The sequence below is a fragment of the Halobacillus naozhouensis genome, from assembly GCF_029714185.1.
In the GTDB taxonomy this organism is placed as follows: Bacteria; Bacillota; Bacilli; order Bacillales; family Halobacillaceae; genus Halobacillus_A; species Halobacillus_A naozhouensis.
Genome location: NZ_CP121671.1, coordinates 3,388,884 through 3,406,805, shown reverse-complemented (window position 1 = coordinate 3,406,805; position 17,922 = coordinate 3,388,884). Strand labels below are relative to the sequence as shown.

Genomic DNA, 17,922 nt, shown 5'->3' with positions numbered 1-17,922 from the left:
TACAAATGAAGAGACAGTTGCCCCTCAGGATACTTTCTGTGTTGCTGCATATAGTTCAATCTCTTTCTTTGGTATGGTTAAGAAAATGACAGCAACAATAATGAAAATACCTCCTAACAGTTGGTAGGCTCCGAATGATTCGTTTAACCAGGTTACTGAAATGATTGCGGCAACCAGAGGTTCAATGCTAGCTAAAATGCTGGTTTCTGTTGGAGATAGGTATTTTAAGATTCCGATATAAAATAGAAATGAAAGGGTTCCGGTTATAATAATTAGGATCATCATAGAGAAAGTGTTGATGGTTAATGTTTCGGTTAGGGAGTAGACACTAAATGTTTGGTGAGATAAAAATAATACGATCCCTCCAATGAACATGCCCCAGCCGACAATGACTATGGTCCCCCACTGTTTGATAAGAGACTCAGGGTGGAGTGTATAGAAAGTAAAACCAAGCATCGTTAGTACACCAAAGGCGATGGCTTTTTTTGATAGCACAACATTTTCCACTGATCCGTTGGTAATCAAAAAATAGAGTCCCGTTAATGCTGTAATGATAGCTAGGAATTGCGTAAGAGATGGCAGTCTTTTAATCTGAATGGCAACGTAAATGGTGATCAAAACGGGTCCAAAGAATTGAAACAGCATCGCAGTGACGGCATTGCTTACGTGGATGGCTTCAATGAAGACATATTGAGCTCCCAGCATGCCAAAAACCGCAAAAATAATAAGTTGGATCCAATGACGTGGGAGCTTCCAAATCCCGAAAATATTCTTCTTTCGGAAAAATAGGTAACTCAAGATAAAAAAACCTGCTAACAACAATCGAACGACCAAAAAGCTTATGGATGATAATTCAGTATGATGAAAGAACCATTGAATCATAGGACCAGACAGTCCCCATAACGTTGCGCCACTAATAATCATAATAAGACCTATACGACGGGATTTCTTCATGATGGAGTCCCCCTCTTAATTTTTTCTTGATTTCCACAAAAAGAACTGGTTAATATGGAGGTATTATAATTAAGTTCTGATACTATTGTAAGTATCAGTTTTATAAAAATTAATGGGGTCAGTTATATGTTGGAATTAACACTGAAGCTTAATCCTCATGGTGGAGAACCGTTATATGAACAGTTATATCACCATATTAAACAAGAAATGGAATTGGGAAATTTAACATCTGGGACAAAGCTGCCCTCTAAGCGAAAGCTGTCCCATCATCTGCAAATCAGTCAGAACACAATTGAAACAGCTTACGGACAGCTTGTTGCGGAAGGCTACATAGAAGCACGCCCTCGCAAAGGGTTCTTTGTATGTGAAATGGAGCAAAATCTATTCGAAATACAGAGAAGCGTCCAGTACGTAGAAGAAAGATTATACGGTGGTAGTGATTATACCTTTAATTTTGCTTATACAGGAGTGGATACCGATTCATTTCCATTTGGACTATACCGTAAGTTAGCAAGTGAAGTAATACAAAACGATAATAAAGATGTGCTGATGATGGGGCACCCGCAGGGTGAATGGGAGCTGCGACAAACCATTGCAGAATATATATACGAATCCCGAGGTGTGCGATGTTCTCCAAGTCAAATTATTGTCGGATCCGGGACGCAATATTTAATGAAAATTTTATTTCAGTTGTTGCGGGGAAGTATTTTTGCTGTGGAAGATCCTAGTTATCACCGTAAAATGGTTACGTTCGAAAAAGAAACAAAGCAGGTAGAAATGGTTCCGCTCGATGGAGATGGGATGCTTATCTCCCATTTAGAGGAAAGCGAGGCGGGTGTGGCACTTGTTACACCATCCCATCAATTTCCATGCGGAATGATCATGCCGATTTCAAGGCGAATGCAGCTGCTAAATTGGGCGGAAGAGAAGGAAGAACGTTATATTATTGAAGATGATTATGACAGTGAGTTTCGCTATACAGGGAAGCCAATTCCGGCATTGCAAGGATTGGACTCAAATGACAATGTGATATATATGAGCACATTTTCCAAAGCATTACTGCCATCGTTGCGTATGAGTTATATGATTCTACCTAAATCGCTTGCTCAAGTGTACCAAAAAGACTATTTCTTTTATGCGCAGACCGTTTCACGAATCGATCAGGAAATTTTACAGAGGTTTTTGCAGGACAGGTACTGGGAAAGACATATCCAGAAAATGAGGGGCGTCTATCGTAAGAAAAGAGATGCACTTGTTTCAGCGATTTCAACATATTTTCCGAAATGCGCCGAAATCATTGGTCAAGATTCGGGTTTGCATTTATTGGTGCGTGCCAACAATGGCATGACAGAGCATGAACTCATTGATCAGGCGGCAATATATAGTGTAAAAGTATACCCTGTTTCAGATTATGGGATGAATGATAACAAAACAGTACTACTCGGCTTTGCGACTTTGTCGGAGAAAAAAATACAGAACGCCGTTCAGCTGTTGTCGGAAGCATGGTTTGGTTAAATTTCAAATAAATAGTAGGCTAAGCTCAACTTCGAGATAAGATAGGGAGGGGAAACCAAAGAACTTAAAGGCTTTCTTGATGGCATTCATCACAATTATGATATGGGGATCTACCTTTGCTGCTATTCGTGCCAGCTTACATGGTGGCTACACTCCAGGCCATTTAGTACTTATACGTTATCTTATAGCATCAGGAGCTTTTCTCCTTTATGCTCTGTGGCCAAGCGTCCATTTTCGGTTACCGAAAATGGACGACCTAATCAATATCTTCATCCTTGGATGGATTGGTATTAGGATCTATCATACTTCGATAACACCGTTTACATGGTAAAGCGAATACATTTGTTGCTTGGTGTTGTTTAAGTCGGATGGTACGGACTAGATCAGCATCCCATTTATCTAAATCGGAGAGCAGGCATACGCCTGCTTTTTATTATGGTTGTTTTTCCTTTTGCCCTTCGAATCGTAAAACAGCCTCTAATCTTCCAATGGGGCAAGTACCGGGTATGCCTTTCCCCATTGGAAGATTAAAAACCATCAATACACTTTTACGGCATTTCCATCTTTCAGATTAATCTTATCATCTTTGTAAATAACAACTATTAATTATCCGTATAATTTCAAGGCCATTTTCTGTGCTATGGTAAAAAAAAGATGGAAAGGAGCATGGAAAAATGGCACAACAACCAATTGCGGAAAAGTTAGATGAGGTACCTTCTTCAGGGCAACAGAAGAAATTAGGGAAGAGACCAAATCGGGCGTTACCGTGGATCGGCGGAATTGCATTCACTTTTTTCATTGCATTATTGGGGCTTGGGTTAGCAAAAATACCTGGGTTTGACCGTGTAGGCCCTCTTGCTTGTGCAATTATAATCGCCATCATTTGCCGTCAAATTTGGGAATATCCTGAAAAAATCCGTCCAGGCATCGAATTTTCCTCCAAGAAATTACTTCGGTATGCCATTGTGTTATACGGATTAAAGCTTAATATTGCCGTTATCTTTAACCAGGGTATGCCCTTGCTTGTACGAGACATTGGAACCATTGTTTTTGCTATGGCAGTCATGCTGTTGATAGCGAAATGGTTAAAGGCAGATTTTGTATTATCCCTTCTCCTTGCGGTCGGGACGGCCGTTTGCGGTGCAGCAGCTATTGCGGCTGTATCCCCCATCGTAAAATCTGAAGAGGAGGATACGGCGATCGGGGTGGGGATTATTGCTTTAGCAGGAACGATTTTCGCTCTGCTTTACACTGTGATTCGCCCTTTTTTGCCAATAACAAATGCCGATTACGGGGTTTGGTCCGGAGTGAGCCTACATGAAATTGCCCATGTGGCCTTGGCTGCTGCACCTGGAGGGGAAGATGCCTTAGCGATTGCTTTATTAGCTAAATTAGGTCGAGTTTTTTTATTGGTTCCTTTATGTTTTATTTTAATGTACTGGATGAAGAAAAAAAACGCGAATGGCGCTGAGAAAACAAAAGTTGATTTCCCTTGGTTTTTAATTGGCTTTATAGGCATGAGTCTCTTCGGAAGCTACGTCATCGGAGAGCACATTCAAATACCAGCAGCTATCATGGATGGCGTGGCTGATTTATCTACTTTTATTTTAACCATGGCAATGGTTGGGCTCGGGTTAAATGTCAGTTTCCAGGCTTTACGAACAAAAGCTTCCCGTCCGTTTATTGCGATGCTTATCACATCTCTACTGTTGTCTTTCATAACCTTTTTCACCTTATAGTTGATTTTTAAAAAGGCCTCTAGCTCAAAACAAATGCATATTCTACGTGGCTTGGCTCGGGAACATGCTTATAAAAGGGGGTCATCATGAAAGGTGTGGAAAATGATGCAATATGGCTCGCTTTATAACATTTCCCTATCTCAATTATTAAGGATTCTGATATCAGAATTTATTGAAGATTGTGAAGACTGTAGTTTATAATCAGATATAGAGAAACTAAAAACTCATTGTAAAAGTGGGATGGAGTGGAAAGGGGAGTGATGGAAGAATAAAGAGGGTAATTTTTTCGCTAAATTGAAACCGTTTACAGATAGGGTGCTTAATTTTCAAAAAAGTGGAGGTCTCAACAATGTCTTTAGATCATACAAACCCAATTCCACTTCATATTCAACTGAAGGAGATCCTGGAAAAGAAAATTTTTGATGGAGAATATAAAACCAGAATCCCCAGTGAAAGGGAGTTTATGGAGCAGTTCTCGATTAGCCGTAGCACAGTTAGAGAGGCTATTAATCTGTTAGTCAGGGATGGTGTTCTAGAAAAAAGAAAGGGTAAAGGGACGTTTGTTTCATTTAAGCCCATTCAAGAGTGGTTAGGGTACTTGAGTAGTACGACGGAAACGATTCGAGGAATGGGAATGAAGCCGGGAGCAAAACTAATTGATCACGGTATTATTAAACCTGATAAATCAGTTAGTACATTAACCGGACTTGATGTTGCATACTTTATTAAAAGGGTTCGATATGCAGACGATAGCCCAATCGCTATAGAAAATCAGTACTATCCTGTCGAGATTGGGAGAAAGCTTGAGAAATATGACCTGGATAACGCAACCCTTTACGATTTACTTGAGAAAAAATTAGAAATCAATTTTGCAGATGCGGAACAAATGATCACGAGTGGTCCATTTCATGAAAACGATGCAAATCTTTTAGGTGTATCTCCGGCTTCATGTACTTTGATCATCAATCGGATGATTTATGATAACGAAGGGGACGTCGTTGAATATCAAGAAGGCTTCTACCGTTCAGACATGTATTCGTTTTCTATAAATTTATCAAGAAGAAATAGCTGACTAGGATAATTTTATCTTTAAACTGGTCCGGACAATGTGATGTCCGAATGACATTATGGGAATAAGGTGCAGATGAAGAATGAATGATTAATTATAAAGAGGGAGGAAAGCAAATGATTATAGGGATACCTAGAGAGTTAAAGAATAACGAAAAACGTGTGGCTATTACACCTGCTGGCATAACGGCTTATAGAAAGGAGGGCCATGAAATTTGGGTGGAAAGTGGTGCGGGAGTAGGTAGTGGGATTTCTGATTCAGAGTATAAGGCAGCTGGAGCCACAATTATGCCTTCACCGCAAGATGTTTGGGAAGCTGAAATGGTGCTCAAAGTGAAGGAACCGCAGCCAGAGGAATATCAATACTTCCGTGAGGGATTAATCTTGTTCACTTATCTTCACCTTGCTGCGGAACCGGACCTTACCGAGGCGCTTCTTGAAAGCAGGGTTACCGCCATCGCCTATGAAACCATCCAACTTAATAATGGCGCCCTTCCATTACTAACGCCTATGAGCGAGGTAGCTGGAAGAATGTCTATACAAATTGGAGCTCATTTTTTAGAAAAGTTAAATGGAGGTAGAGGCACCCTTTTAGGTGGAGTTCCCGGGGTTCAAGCAGGGGAAGTCGTCATTATCGGTGGAGGCATAGTAGGGACGAATGCGGCTAAGATGGCACTCGGTTTAGGTGCAAATGTTACGTTGCTGGATATTAACCCAAACAGACTAAGAGAACTGGATAATGAATTTAGCGGCAGAATCAACACGGTTATGTCAAATGAATTCAATATTGCAGCGGCAGTGGAAAAAGCGGATTTATTGATTGGCGCTGTATTAATCCCCGGCGCAAAGGCTCCTCAACTGGTTGTAGAGGACATGGTCAAAACGATGAGAGATGGTTCAGTAATTGTTGATGTAGCTATTGACCAGGGGGGGTCTATTGAGACAGCCAATCGAATTTCGACTCATGATAAGCCAACGTATGTAAAGCATGGTGTCGTTCATTATGCAGTCGCAAATATCCCCGGGGCAGTATCAAGTACATCGACTTATGCATTAACAAACGTGACGACTCAGTACGGTTTATTGCTTGCAAGTAAAGGATATAAGCAAGCAGCAAACGAAAATAAAGCCTTAGCACAAGGGATTAACACGTTAAAGGGATATGTAACGCATCCAGCGGTAGCCAAAGCCTTAGGTTTACCTTATCACCCGGCCGAGTTATTGCTAGAGGATTTAGCCACCACTTCATCATGATTTATTCGTAAAGAAAAGATATTAGAGGTAGCTTGATGTTTCTGTTGCCGATTTCTAGAGCTTGTATATTAATCATCTGTTTAAAGGAGATGAATGTGATGAAGGTAAAAGAAGAAATGGATAGTTTGGTGAAAAAGGATACGGATCATCTATGGCATGCCATGCATCGTCATGTTGAAAATCAACCGACAATGGTCGCGGAGTCTGGTGAGGGTGCATGGTTTACAGATGTGAATGGGAATAGATACTTAGATGGTGTATCAGGTTTATGGTGTTTGAATTTAGGTCATGGACGTCAAGAAATAATCGATGCTGCGTCTGAGCAGATGAAGCAATTATCCTATTTTCCATTGACGTTGAGTCATGTCCCGGCCATTAACCTTTCTGCGAAAATCAGTCAGCTTTTAGGGGGATCCTATAAAACCTTTTTTTCCAATAGTGGATCAGAAGCAAATGAGGCTGCTTTTAAAATTGCCCGGCAATATCATGATCAAAATGGGAACCCGGGAAAATACAAATTCATTTCAAGATACCGAGCCTACCATGGAACAACTCTAGGGGCGTTAAGTGCAACAGCTCAAGCGAATCGCCGCATGAAATATGATCCAGGTGTACCGGGTTTCCTTCATACCACGCCTCCATATAGTTACCGTAGCCTTTTTGATCAAGATGCGGAAAAAAGTGATTTAATCGCTGCAGAAATGATTGATCAAATGATTACGTGGGAGGGGGCAGATTCCGTAGCCGGTGTCATTATGGAGCCGTTTATTTCTGGCGGAGGTGTCATTATCCCATCTAAAGCCTACTTAAAACGAGTTTCTGAGATTTGTAAAAAACATGATGTGCTTCTCATAATGGATGAAGTGGTTTCAGGCTTCGGACGTACCGGGAAGATGTTTGGCTTCATGCACACAGAAGATGTTGAACCAGATATCGTTACCATGGCAAAAGGATTGACAAGTGGCTACTTGCCTTTAGGTGCAACCGCAGTTAAATCAGACATCTATGAAAAGTTTAAAGAAACAGGCGACCATAACCACTTCAGGCATGTTTCCACATATGGGGGGCATCCAGCATCATGTGCGGTTGCCTTGAAAAATATAGAAATTATTGAGAGAGAAAATCTCGTAAATCGAGTCGATGAACTAGGTAATTCCATTTTAGGGAAACTAAAAGAGTTGATCGAACACGAAAATGTAGGGGAGGTAAGGAGTGTTGGTTTCCTTTACGGTATTGAAATGGTAGAGGATAAGCAGACCAAGAAACCAGCATCTGACGAACTGATCGGGTCCATTATTGGAAAATGTAAAGAGAACGGATTAATTATTGGTCGCAATGGCGACACCATACCAGGTTATAATAACGTACTAATTGTTGCACCACCTCTATCCTCAACAGAAGATGATTTAGAGTTTTTAGTAGATACAGTGAAGTCAGCGTTTTATGGTTTAAAAGCCTACGTTAAAATTCAAAAAACTAGAAAAAATTGAATTCACAGCTTATTATTAGGTGTTTTTGAACACTCTCTCATAGAAAGGTGAGCGATTATGAACTATGAGAAGCTACAAACCTTCATCACAGTGGCTGATAAAAAAAGCTTTTCTGAAGCAGCTAAATTACTCTATTTATCCCAACCAACGATCACATCCCAGATAAAATCACTAGAAAAAGACTTGAATACAACATTGTTCGAACGAACGACGAAACAGGTTCAACTGACACAGGCTGCCAACGTTCTTTATCGTTATGCCAAAGAAATCATCAAAATAAGCGAAACAGCTGAAAAGGAAATTATGAGAATGTCTGAACAAGTTTATGGGGATCTAAAGATCGCCTGCAGCCTAACGATTGGAGAGAATATTCTCCCACAAATTTTAGGGGAGTTTAGAAAAGAATATCCTTTAATCAAAATGAGTGTAGACATCTCAAACACGAGTCGAATTTTGGATAAGATTAAAGACCATGTCCTGGATCTTGGTTTAATTGAAGCGCCAATTGAAGATCCGGAACTATACCTAGAACCTTTTCTAGAAGATGAACTAATTTTAGTTGCAGCGCCTCACTATTTTGAAGAAGAGAAAGCATCCGTTACGTTGGAAGAATTAAAGGAAATCCCACTAGTACTAAGAGAAAGTGGATCGGGTACCCGAACAGTCATGAACCAGCATCTGATAAACAGCGGTTTAAATCCTTCCAACTTAAAAGTTGAATTCGAATTAGGTAGTACGGAATCTGTCAAATCAGCGATAGAATCCGGACTGGGTCTTTCCATTTTATCCAAAAGTGCAATCAAGAAAGAATTACAATTAGGTTTGTTGAAAATGTATCCTATTGAGGATCTATCTTTTTTGAGGAATTTCTATATAGTCTATCATCGGGATGTAGTGTTGAAGTCTACAGCAGAAGTATTTCTTCATTCTATTACACCTTTAAATAAAGAACTAACGTTAGAATCCCCATTATGCTAGATAGGGGAATGAATATAAAAAATTATTAAATGAGGAGGAATTCAATATGGCAAAAGTAGAATCCGAAATGAAGCAACTAAGAGGGCAAAAGGTTAAAATGACGCCAAGTGAAGCGATTGTAGAAACATTAGTCGCAGAAGGAGTAAAAGAGGTTTATGGAATTTTAGGATCAGCGTTTATGGATATGCTTGATCTATTACCTACAGCCGATATTCGATTCTTACCGGTACGTCATGAACAAACAACGGCTCATATGGCTGATGCCTATACTCGTGTAACTGGAGTGGCAGGTGTAGTAGTTGGTCAGAATGGGCCGGGGATTACCAACATGGTAACTTCTGTCGCTGCAGCGAATCAGGCACACACGCCTATGGTCGTTATTTCACCATCTGCAGGTACACCAACAGTTGGGTGGGACGGCTTCCAAGAATGTAATCAAGTCTCAGTGTTTGAGGACATTACGAAGGAAACGGTTCAGGTAACCCATGTTAGCCGCGTAGCTGATTGCCTGCGTACAGCGTTTAGAATCGCATATGCAGAACGAGGACCAGTATTATTCGATATCCCGCGTGACTATTTTTATGGTGAACTAGAAGATCAGATTTTGGAACCTTATCAATATCGTGTGGATTCACGTGGAAGCGGTGATCCTGGCCAGTTGGATAACGCAGTTGAATTGCTAAAGAAAGCAGAGTATCCAGTCATTATCTCAGGCCGAGGAACCGTAGATTCTGATGGGATTAATGCGGTCAAAGAAATTGCCGAACATTTAACAGCCCCTGTGGCGGTATCCTACATGCATAACGATGCATTTCCGGATAATCATCCATTAGCTGTCGGTCCAATTGGGTATATGGGTTCAAAAGCTGCCATGAATACGTTGAAAAAAGCAGACGTCGTACTCGCCATCGGCACAAGGTTATCGGTGTTTGGAACGTTACCTTGCTATGACATTGATTATTTTCCTAAGGACGCTAAAATTATTCAAGTTGATATTAACCCTCGAAATATTGCACGGACACATCCGATTGAGGTCGGTTTAATCGCCGATGCAAAAGCGGCATGTGATGAACTTAATAAACGGTTGCAGGCTGATAACCCTCATTCGGTACAAAACCAAGAGCGTTTACAAGAAGTCACACATGAAAGAGAAAAATGGGAAAAAGAGCTTGTCTCCTTAGCAATGGAAGACGGAAATCCTATAAACCCTCGCCGCGCCTTACTTGAGTTGACGAGAGCCGTCCCAGAAGGAACAATGATCTCAACTGATATTGGCAACGTCTCTTCTACAGCCAACGCTTATTTGAAATTCAATCAGGGAAGAAAGCATATTGCCGCACTTACGTTTGGTAATACAGGATTTGCTTATCCGGCAGCATTAGGTGCGCAATTGGGAGACCCGGATAGTCCGACTGTGGCTATTGTCGGTGATGGCGCATGGGGTATGAGTCTGCATGAAGTTAGTACAGCAGTAGAACAAAATATTCCAGTAGTCGCATGCGTATTCAATAATAACGCATGGTGTGCCGAGAAGAAGAACCAAGTAGATTACTACGATAATCGCTTTGTAGGTGCAGATATTGATTCCCCTGATTTTGCTGAAGTGGCTAGATCAATGGGAGCCCAAGGGTACAGAGTAGATAAACCAGAGGATGTCGGGCCAGTAATAGCTGAAGCCATTAAATCCAAAAAGCCAACTGTTATCGATATACAAGTAGATGGTACTCAACTGGCGCCACCATTTAGGAAAGATGCATTGAAAATGCCAACACGTCACCTACCTAAATATAAGCACCTGGATTTTGAAAGCTGGGGTAAAGAATAAATGATTAGTAAAGAGGCTGTCTTGTTAAAGGTCCGCAATTTGCGGCCTTTAGTGACAGCCTCTTTTTATGTATTATGGGGGAGTGTTAGGAAGAAATGCGTAGCTAAAGGGCTTTTTATAATGACATTAAACAAGCTGACCCCTTTTTAATACAGGGTCAGCCCACCATATAAATAATAGCCTGTTATCTTAGTGTACTAGTCTAGGAAATTTGGACACCTAGACTATACAATGCTTTTTATCTTATTTGTCCAAACAATTTTTCCATCAATAATCGTACTTAAAATAGGGATATCTTTAATTTCTTCTGGTAGGCAGGATAATGGACTATCTTCTAATACAACAAAGTCCGCTTTCTTTCCAACCTCAATTGTTCCTTGGTCATTTTCCTCAAAGTTTATTGCTGCTCCATAGCTTGTCATGGACCTTAAAGCAGTTAAAACGTCTATTTTTTGAGATTCTCCTAAAACATTTCCTTTACTCGCTGCTTTTTGCGCACCTAAAAAGATATCTCTGTGCCGTTCTCCCCAATAATAAACATGATTAATAAAGAATGAAGCCGCAATACCAAGCTTTTTCGTTAGTTTTAAGTCATAAAAAGAAGCTGTCTGAACATGCTCAATTCGATGACGATGATCTTCCCTTGGAGCCATAGTAAGGGCTTCTTGAAGCGCGTTGATATTTGATTCAATGGCCTTATCTCCATTGCCATGGATTGCAATCCGAAAGCCCCGTTCATGTAAACCTAATATTTCCTCATTAAATGCCCTTTGATCATGTAGCAGGTTCCCTTTAACCGACTCGTCACTATAATATGGTTCCCTAAGTGCCGCTGTATAGCCCTGAATGGATCCATCTTGAAATAATTTCGCACTGTCCAGGTTAACTTTGTTATTCGTTCTCCTATGTCTAGCCCAACTCCTGCATCTGTACAAGTAGTAATACCTTGAGATAGATAGGATTGTGCAGCTTTCCCGATATTTTCTATATTTTCTTCTTCATTATATACTGGCAGGATAGTGGATATTTTTTTCAATGCAGGGGTCTAATGGATAAATCCATTTAATCTTCCGGAGTTTTCCTGTCCAAAGAAGCCACCATCTGGATTGGGCGTTTCATCTGAAATGCCAGCCAATTCTAATGTTTTAGAATTTTAGACCTGAGCAATATTAAACAAAAGAGTCGAAATTAAGCACCCAAAACAGCTTTGTTATCTAGTCCCGAAGTCAATACACCCATTATAAAAAAAAGAGTTCAAGTTGCCCACTGACTAGGGGTAGCTTGAACTCTTTTAATTTTGTTCTTAGCAACTAAGCATCCTTTTTGGCAATATCATTTTCATCGCTCAGCGGTGCAGACCCGTGATCAAGTGTCTTGCCGAATACATTGTAGTCAAGTGTTTCTTTGCGAATACTAGCGAGGTCTTTACGTTTTACTGCGAAAAAAACCAGACCCAAAATAACCCATATAACGAGGGCGACCCAAGATGGTTTACCTAAAAATCCTGGTGATCCGGGTACGATGAGTAATAATAGGAAACCTATACTGCTAACCAGACCTAATAGCGTCATAAATTTTTTAAAAGGTGAGACAGCTAATGTTTTGTTGTTTCCTGATTCAGACCATCTAAACAGTCGGTATGCCACCGCACAACAATAGAAATAAGCTATGGTTACACCAATGGCTGACATATCAACCACCCACAACAATGCCTGTCTACCAAAAAATGGTGCAAATAAAGTTATGATACATGTAAAGGCAATCCCCACATAAGGGGTTTCGTATTTCGGGTGTAGCTTAGCAAAAGCGCGCGGGAGAATACTTGCTCTTCCCATAGCGAAAAGTAGTCTACTGGTTGATACATAAAAGCCGTTTAATCCTGTGAAAATTCCCATACACAACGATAAAGACAGTAACAATACGCCAATCGTACCGTAAGCGTTATTAACGACGTCACCGGTCCCCCATATCGTTTCTTGGTTAATCAACGTTTGCCATGGCATTGCAACAGCTGTAGCTATAATGGTCAATGAATAAGTAACAGCGGCACAAATTAGTGCAATAACGATAAGCTTAAAGGCTTTCTGTGGAGAAAAGTTGAATTCTTCGGCTGCTTGTGGAATATTGTCAAACCCCACATAAGCCCAAGGGGAAATGGCGACAATCGCGATAACAGCGGCGACAGCACTCACCCCTGGTTTAAAAAGAGGTTGTATGTTTGTAAATGAACTAGAAGGATGAAGGATCATGGATATAACTAATAAAATTACGCCCACAATTAATGTAATGCAGAAGATAAATTGCATAAGCCCAGATAAGCTAGTACCTCGGATGTTTAAGTAGGCAAAAGCAATGAGCGCAATGCAAGCGATCAAAACCTCACCAGCATATACATCCCAGCCAGCAATATTATACATCAGTCCCTGCATCGCTACGCTAGGGAGCACAAATTTTACTAACAGGGCAAGTGCTGATGCATTTAAGGCTACAATACACATATAACCTAAGGTTAAAAACCACCCACAAAAGAAAGCATGGTAGCGCCCAAACCCATAATAAGCATAAGCAAATTCTCCACCTGAAACAGGGAGTTTTTTAATGAGATACCCGTAACTAACCCCGATTAATATCATCAAAATTGCACCGATACTAAAACCGATAATAACTCCAAGAGGACCGGCTGCTGACATCCAATCCATAGGTAAAACAAAAGCTCCCCAGCCTACAGCTGAACCAAACGCAATTGCCCAGACCCAGTGTGGCTTCAACGTCTTTTTCAATTCACTTCTTTCCTCCATATTTTTTCTCCCTTCAGTATACTTTTTGTAAGCGTTATCATACATGGTCGAACAAATCACTAAGCCTTAAAACTTTGAGTTGACTTAATTAAACCAGAGTCTTTAAATTGATTCAATATTATCGATAAGTTTCGATTATTCAAAATACGGATAATGTTTATTTTGAATTTTGATAAGGAGGGAAGGGGAAAGGAATAGGACCTATGAGGAATACGTGGTATTAGGAAGATTATTTGTTTTGCCTATGAAGTAGTATCATGGGTCTTGCACTGAGCAGAGCAAACAACGATCAAGAGGACAATAAGTGCTTCTAAGTATCCCCGCCTCTCCTACACCTTCTCAAGCATTTTGAATACCTTCATACATGAATGAAGGAGATACGGAAACGACTGGAGAAATGGGGGGCCTTTTATCAATACCTATTGTATCAAACTCTGTAATAAATACTAAATAATGGACTCAGGTTTGTCTTATCATCTTTTTATATAACAGCCATTAATGACTCGTATAATTTAAGGGCCAATTTCTATGGTATGGTAAAAAAAAGTTGGAGAGGAGCATGTAGAAAGTGCCCCACCAACGAGAATATTCTTAGGAGGTTTTTTAGATGGGAAAGCAAAAATCATTGTTCTTAACAACAGTCTTGATGGCTATAGTGGTTCTGGCGGCATGTTCGAGTGACAGCGAAGGTGCTGCAAACAACGCAGGCCAAAGTGAAAAAAAGAATAAGGTTGCAGAATCAGGCCTTAAGGTAATGGAAAACGAAAAAGTCGGGAGATATTTGTCAGATTCGGAAGGCATGACGTTGTACATATTCAAGAATGATGAAAAAGGTCTCAGTAATTGCACGGGAAAGTGCCTCAGCAATTGGCCCGCTTTTTACTCCAAGGATTTCGAGGTACCCAAAGGGTATGACAAAAGTGAATTCGGGACAATTACCAGGAAAGATACAGGTGAAAAACAAACAACGTACAAAGGTATCCCCTTTATTACTTTGTAAAGGACAAAGAAAAAGGCAACGTGAAAGGTCAAGGTGTTAAAGGTGTCTGGTATGTGGTCAATAGCCAGACCTTTAGAAAACATGTAGATCAAGACGTTTCGTTAACAGAAGGAATCGATAAGGTATTAACCTCTCTTCAAGATTTAAAAGGCACGCTTCAGTCCTCGCCTAATGATGCCAAAAAGATAAACAATCAAGGGGAAGCTCTGTCGGAAAGCTGGGAGCCTATTGAAAAAGTGGTTGAAAGACGAAGTGCTGAGGCTTATGAACATATCGAAAAGAGTTTGTATCCCCTCATCGCTGAAGCAAAAAGAAAACAGCCAGATGCAACGGCTGGTTGAAGAGACTACGGACAAACTCAAAGGGCTCAAACAGCAAATAGACTCATCTTCTTAATCAAACGGAGAACAATCATCAAACTCATTAATGTGTGGTTTATTTTTAAAATGGATTTCAAAAAAGGAGAGATTTCGTGATATCTAGTGACCACATCAAGAGTATAAAAGGTGCCCCATTTCTGTTGTTATCCGTATTACTCTTATCAGGGTGCAGTAGTGGTGATCATAGCGAATCGACCAGTTCAAGTTCGGATAAGGAAAAAGAAGATCAACAGGTCACTCACTCCAGGGAAATGGATTAAGAGCACATGTTGTACGTAAACGATCGCGGGGACTTCATCCTTCAGATGTCTAAAGATTTCATCTTATCAAGGGGGAGTGCGAAGAGACTAATAGGTGTCTATATTCATAGCCCCATGCATATTATTTAGTAAACGATATAGGAGTGATAATATGGACACCCCTAGAAAAGCCGCCTGGAACAAGGATGAGGATCTTCTGTTAGCAGACACCGTACTAAGGTATGTTCGGGAAGGAAATACACAACTGTCAGCCTTTCAAGAAGTTGGACAACGTTTAAATAGGACGCCATCAGCATGTGGATTTAGATGGAATGCAACCGTACGGCAAGAATACCAAGAAAAAATTAAAGAAGCGAAACAAGATAGAGAAGGGAAACGTGCAGTGTTCGTAGCAACTAATCCAGCCGAAGAAACGCTCATATCTTTTGATGAAGCTATATCCTTTTTAAAGGAAATGAAAAAGGAAAAATATGAACATCAAGGACGGAAAAAGCTAGAAGAGGAGATTGAGCGATTACAAGAGGATAACCGTCAATTAAAAAATCAAATAAAGAAATTAGAAGATTCGTGGATTGAAATGGATAAATTAGTCTATGGAGTAAAAGAAAAACAAAAAATTAAATAGTACACGTCCATATCTCCATACCCTCCCTTAGACATTTGTAATTATGGAAGTCTCTTTAAATAGAAACGATAACATCATCTTTTTATTCATGATTACTAATGTTTCTATCTCAACTTTATATCCATTTGTTCAGCATAGTAGAACCGTCGTACACGGTCACGTGGGCACATGACATTCTACAAAACACAAACGTAAATGTTTACGTTTGTGTTTTGTCATTTCTCAAGGTAAACGAATTGAATATATGTTGGTCTATCGAGTGGATGTTCAATAAAATATGCCCATCCGAGCGAATAGTATGGATTTTTGATTAATCCTTTTTCAAAAGTACGATTTTCCCTCTAAATCAGTTATTATAGGCTAACTTTAAACCTTCCCAGATTTCTAATTATCTTTATTAAGGATAATCGAAAACAAAGTACGTTTTTCCTCATTCCCTACGTGTCGCTTCGGTACTAAACAGATCGATAACCACGGCCTGTACGGCTAACGCCTACATTCCTTAGGTTCCTGTCCTGTTTGCCTTTGGCTATACCGAACGAGTCGAAGGTCAAAATTGGATACAAGAATTCGGCAGCAGGCCTACGCCTAACCTTTCCTGCTGTAAGCTAAGAAAATGAAAACACCTTTCACGGCATAGCCAACGCTTTCGCTACGGTATTCCATTATGTATTGACGGTGTTTTATGTGTGTTTTGAGATTCTCCGTAGCAAAAGGGAAAAATAATTCCCTTTTGGGAACGCACTTCGCTCGGGGTCTAAAGGAAAAATCATTTAAGCGTTTCCAGAAAAACAATCACAACTTTGAAAAAAATCTAAAAATTCAGTTTTAAAAACGCCTTCATTATGATAAAATCTCACTAAACCGATTTAATGAACCGATTTAGTGAATCGGTTTAGTAGATCTAACTTCTTTCCAAGAAAAAGAAAAGTTAACAAGAAATACTTTAAGAATCACTTTAATTATCAAGGGATGTAGCGGTTCTTTCTCTGATGAACTTTATACAAATGAATAGTACTTGAAATTCGATTAGGAAGTAGGGGATAAGTCATGAATGATGTAATTACCATCGGAGATGCCATGATCACATTCGATCCTTCAACTACTGGTCCGCTTCGCCATTCCGATTCATTCAAGCGGAAGGTCGGAGGAGCCGAATTAAATGTAGCGATCGGCTGCGCAAGACTTGGTCTTCATACGGGCTGGATCAGCCGGTTAGGAAAAGATGAGTTCGGTCGGTACATTTATAACTTTGCCCGTGGAGAGGGCATCGACGTTTCTGAGGTGCAATTGATGGAAGGGTACCCGACTTCGCTCAACTTTAAAGAAATCAGGGCGGACGGTACAGGGAAGACGAACTATTACCGTAATCAGTCACCAACCTCGACCATGACTGCGGACTCATTAAATGAGGATTATTTTGAAAGCGCTAAAATTCTCCATATCACGGGAGTATTTCCATCCATCGGGGAGAAAAATATCAAGATTATTGAGAGAGCGATCTCGTTAGCCAAAAAACATGAATTGAAGATTTCCATGGATCCGAATATCCGTTTGAAGCTGTGGAGTAAGGAACAGGCACGTACGACACTGCTGCAGTGGCTGCCAGATGTGGATTACTTGTTAACCGGTTTGGAAGAAGCCGAATTATTGTTTGGAACGAGTGATACCAATGAGATTATCGAACATGTGAAGCGTTATGATCTATCGCAATTGTACTTGAAGCTGGGGAAAGATGGTTCGAGAGTCTGGAAAAAAGGTGATAGTCGGGTCATGGACGCTCCTCCTGTAAAACTGGAAACCGTTGCAGACACGGTAGGAGCTGGCGATGGCTTCGTTGCTGGTGTTCTGTATGGACTGATAAACAAATGGGAGCCCGAAAGGATTCTTCCGTTCGCCAACACGATCGGTGCGATGGTTGTCAGTGTCTATGGAGACAATGAAGGGCTACCTTATTATGAGGAAGTGCTCGAGAAGCTCGGTGAAAAAACACTCATTGAACGATAATACTTACTACTTGATCAATCAATCTACGA

Annotated in this window: 15 protein-coding genes; 12 read left to right on the top strand and 3 right to left on the bottom strand. The window is 40.4% G+C overall.

The window, feature by feature from the left end:
* Positions 1-24: 24 nt before the first annotated feature.
* Entirely contained in the window at positions 25-954 is a 930-nt protein-coding gene (locus P9989_RS17510) for a DMT family transporter (RefSeq protein WP_283076147.1), read from the bottom strand.
* A gap of 126 nt (positions 955-1,080) precedes the next feature.
* On the opposite strand from P9989_RS17510, the gene pdxR reads away from it, so the two are divergent.
* The 7 genes from pdxR (at position 1,081) to xsc (ending at position 10,823) form a co-directional block, all read left to right on the top strand.
* On the top strand, positions 1,081-2,469 hold the full coding sequence (gene pdxR / locus P9989_RS17505; protein ID WP_283076146.1) for a MocR-like pyridoxine biosynthesis transcription factor PdxR: 1,389 nt from the start codon (positions 1,081-1,083) through the stop codon (positions 2,467-2,469).
* A 674-nt stretch (positions 2,470-3,143) separates the two neighbouring features.
* Positions 3,144-4,208, top strand: a complete 1,065-nt coding sequence (locus P9989_RS17500; RefSeq protein ID WP_283076145.1) for a YeiH family protein — start codon at positions 3,144-3,146, stop codon at positions 4,206-4,208.
* A 349-nt stretch (positions 4,209-4,557) separates the two neighbouring features.
* Positions 4,558-5,280, top strand: a complete 723-nt coding sequence (locus P9989_RS17495; RefSeq protein ID WP_283076144.1) for a GntR family transcriptional regulator — start codon at positions 4,558-4,560, stop codon at positions 5,278-5,280.
* Positions 5,281-5,393: 113 nt separating this feature from the next.
* Entirely contained in the window at positions 5,394-6,530 is a 1,137-nt protein-coding gene (gene ald / locus P9989_RS17490; RefSeq protein WP_283076143.1) for an alanine dehydrogenase, read from the top strand.
* Between the two features lie 98 nt (positions 6,531-6,628).
* The gene (locus P9989_RS17485) at positions 6,629-8,020 is read left to right on the top strand and encodes an aspartate aminotransferase family protein (RefSeq protein ID WP_390304678.1); all 1,392 of its coding nucleotides are present in this window, start codon (positions 6,629-6,631) and stop codon (positions 8,018-8,020) included.
* A gap of 57 nt (positions 8,021-8,077) precedes the next feature.
* Complete coding sequence (locus tag P9989_RS17480) at positions 8,078-8,998, top strand: selenium metabolism-associated LysR family transcriptional regulator (RefSeq protein ID WP_283076142.1); 921 nt, start codon at positions 8,078-8,080, stop codon at positions 8,996-8,998.
* A 46-nt stretch (positions 8,999-9,044) separates the two neighbouring features.
* Positions 9,045-10,823: a sulfoacetaldehyde acetyltransferase gene (gene xsc / locus P9989_RS17475; protein WP_283076141.1), complete on the top strand. Its 1,779-nt coding sequence runs from the start codon at positions 9,045-9,047 to the stop codon at positions 10,821-10,823.
* 224 nt (positions 10,824-11,047) lie between these two features.
* Here the strand turns inward: xsc and P9989_RS17470 are convergent, their stop codons facing one another.
* Both P9989_RS17470 and P9989_RS17465 read right to left on the bottom strand, forming a co-directional pair.
* A complete protein-coding gene (locus P9989_RS17470; RefSeq protein WP_283076140.1) occupies positions 11,048-11,758 on the bottom strand; it encodes an amidohydrolase family protein in 711 nt (236 codons plus the stop codon).
* A gap of 375 nt (positions 11,759-12,133) precedes the next feature.
* Positions 12,134-13,621: an APC family permease gene (locus P9989_RS17465; RefSeq protein WP_283076139.1), complete on the bottom strand. Its 1,488-nt coding sequence runs from the start codon at positions 13,619-13,621 to the stop codon at positions 12,134-12,136.
* Positions 13,622-14,228: 607 nt separating this feature from the next.
* Between P9989_RS17465 and P9989_RS17460 the strand changes: the two genes are divergently transcribed.
* The 5 genes from P9989_RS17460 (at position 14,229) to P9989_RS17445 (ending at position 17,893) form a co-directional block, all read left to right on the top strand.
* On the top strand, positions 14,229-14,621 hold the full coding sequence (locus P9989_RS17460) for a COG4315 family predicted lipoprotein (protein ID WP_346274864.1): 393 nt from the start codon (positions 14,229-14,231) through the stop codon (positions 14,619-14,621).
* Between the two features lie 20 nt (positions 14,622-14,641).
* Positions 14,642-14,962, top strand: coding sequence for a hypothetical protein (locus P9989_RS21605; protein ID WP_390304683.1), 321 nt, complete (start codon positions 14,642-14,644; stop codon positions 14,960-14,962).
* Between the two features lie 131 nt (positions 14,963-15,093).
* Positions 15,094-15,261 (top strand): hypothetical protein, encoded by a 168-nt coding sequence (locus P9989_RS17455; protein ID WP_283076138.1) that lies wholly within the window; start codon positions 15,094-15,096, stop codon positions 15,259-15,261.
* Between the two features lie 151 nt (positions 15,262-15,412).
* Positions 15,413-15,886: an RsfA family transcriptional regulator gene (locus P9989_RS17450; RefSeq protein WP_283076137.1), complete on the top strand. Its 474-nt coding sequence runs from the start codon at positions 15,413-15,415 to the stop codon at positions 15,884-15,886.
* A 1,050-nt stretch (positions 15,887-16,936) separates the two neighbouring features.
* Positions 16,937-17,893: a sugar kinase gene (locus tag P9989_RS17445; RefSeq protein ID WP_283076136.1), complete on the top strand. Its 957-nt coding sequence runs from the start codon at positions 16,937-16,939 to the stop codon at positions 17,891-17,893.
* Positions 17,894-17,922: the final 29 nt, after the last annotated feature.

Bases quoted from the DNA above. Each gene is read 5' to 3' on its own strand.
- P9989_RS17510 (WP_283076147.1), bottom strand. From the start codon at position 954: ATGAAGAAATCCCGTCGTATAGGTCTTATTATGATTATTAGTGGCGCA.
- pdxR (WP_283076146.1), top strand. From the start codon at position 1,081: ATGTTGGAATTAACACTGAAGCTTAATCCTCATGGTGGAGAACCGTTA.
- P9989_RS17500 (WP_283076145.1), top strand. From the start codon at position 3,144: ATGGCACAACAACCAATTGCGGAAAAGTTAGATGAGGTACCTTCTTCA.
- P9989_RS17495 (WP_283076144.1), top strand. From the start codon at position 4,558: ATGTCTTTAGATCATACAAACCCAATTCCACTTCATATTCAACTGAAG.
- ald (WP_283076143.1), top strand. From the start codon at position 5,394: ATGATTATAGGGATACCTAGAGAGTTAAAGAATAACGAAAAACGTGTG.
- P9989_RS17485 (WP_390304678.1), top strand. From the start codon at position 6,629: ATGAAGGTAAAAGAAGAAATGGATAGTTTGGTGAAAAAGGATACGGAT.
- P9989_RS17480 (WP_283076142.1), top strand. From the start codon at position 8,078: ATGAACTATGAGAAGCTACAAACCTTCATCACAGTGGCTGATAAAAAA.
- xsc (WP_283076141.1), top strand. From the start codon at position 9,045: ATGGCAAAAGTAGAATCCGAAATGAAGCAACTAAGAGGGCAAAAGGTT.
- P9989_RS17465 (WP_283076139.1), bottom strand. From the start codon at position 13,621: ATGGAGGAAAGAAGTGAATTGAAAAAGACGTTGAAGCCACACTGGGTC.
- P9989_RS17460 (WP_346274864.1), top strand. From the start codon at position 14,229: ATGGGAAAGCAAAAATCATTGTTCTTAACAACAGTCTTGATGGCTATA.
- P9989_RS17450 (WP_283076137.1), top strand. From the start codon at position 15,413: ATGGACACCCCTAGAAAAGCCGCCTGGAACAAGGATGAGGATCTTCTG.
- P9989_RS17445 (WP_283076136.1), top strand. From the start codon at position 16,937: ATGAATGATGTAATTACCATCGGAGATGCCATGATCACATTCGATCCT.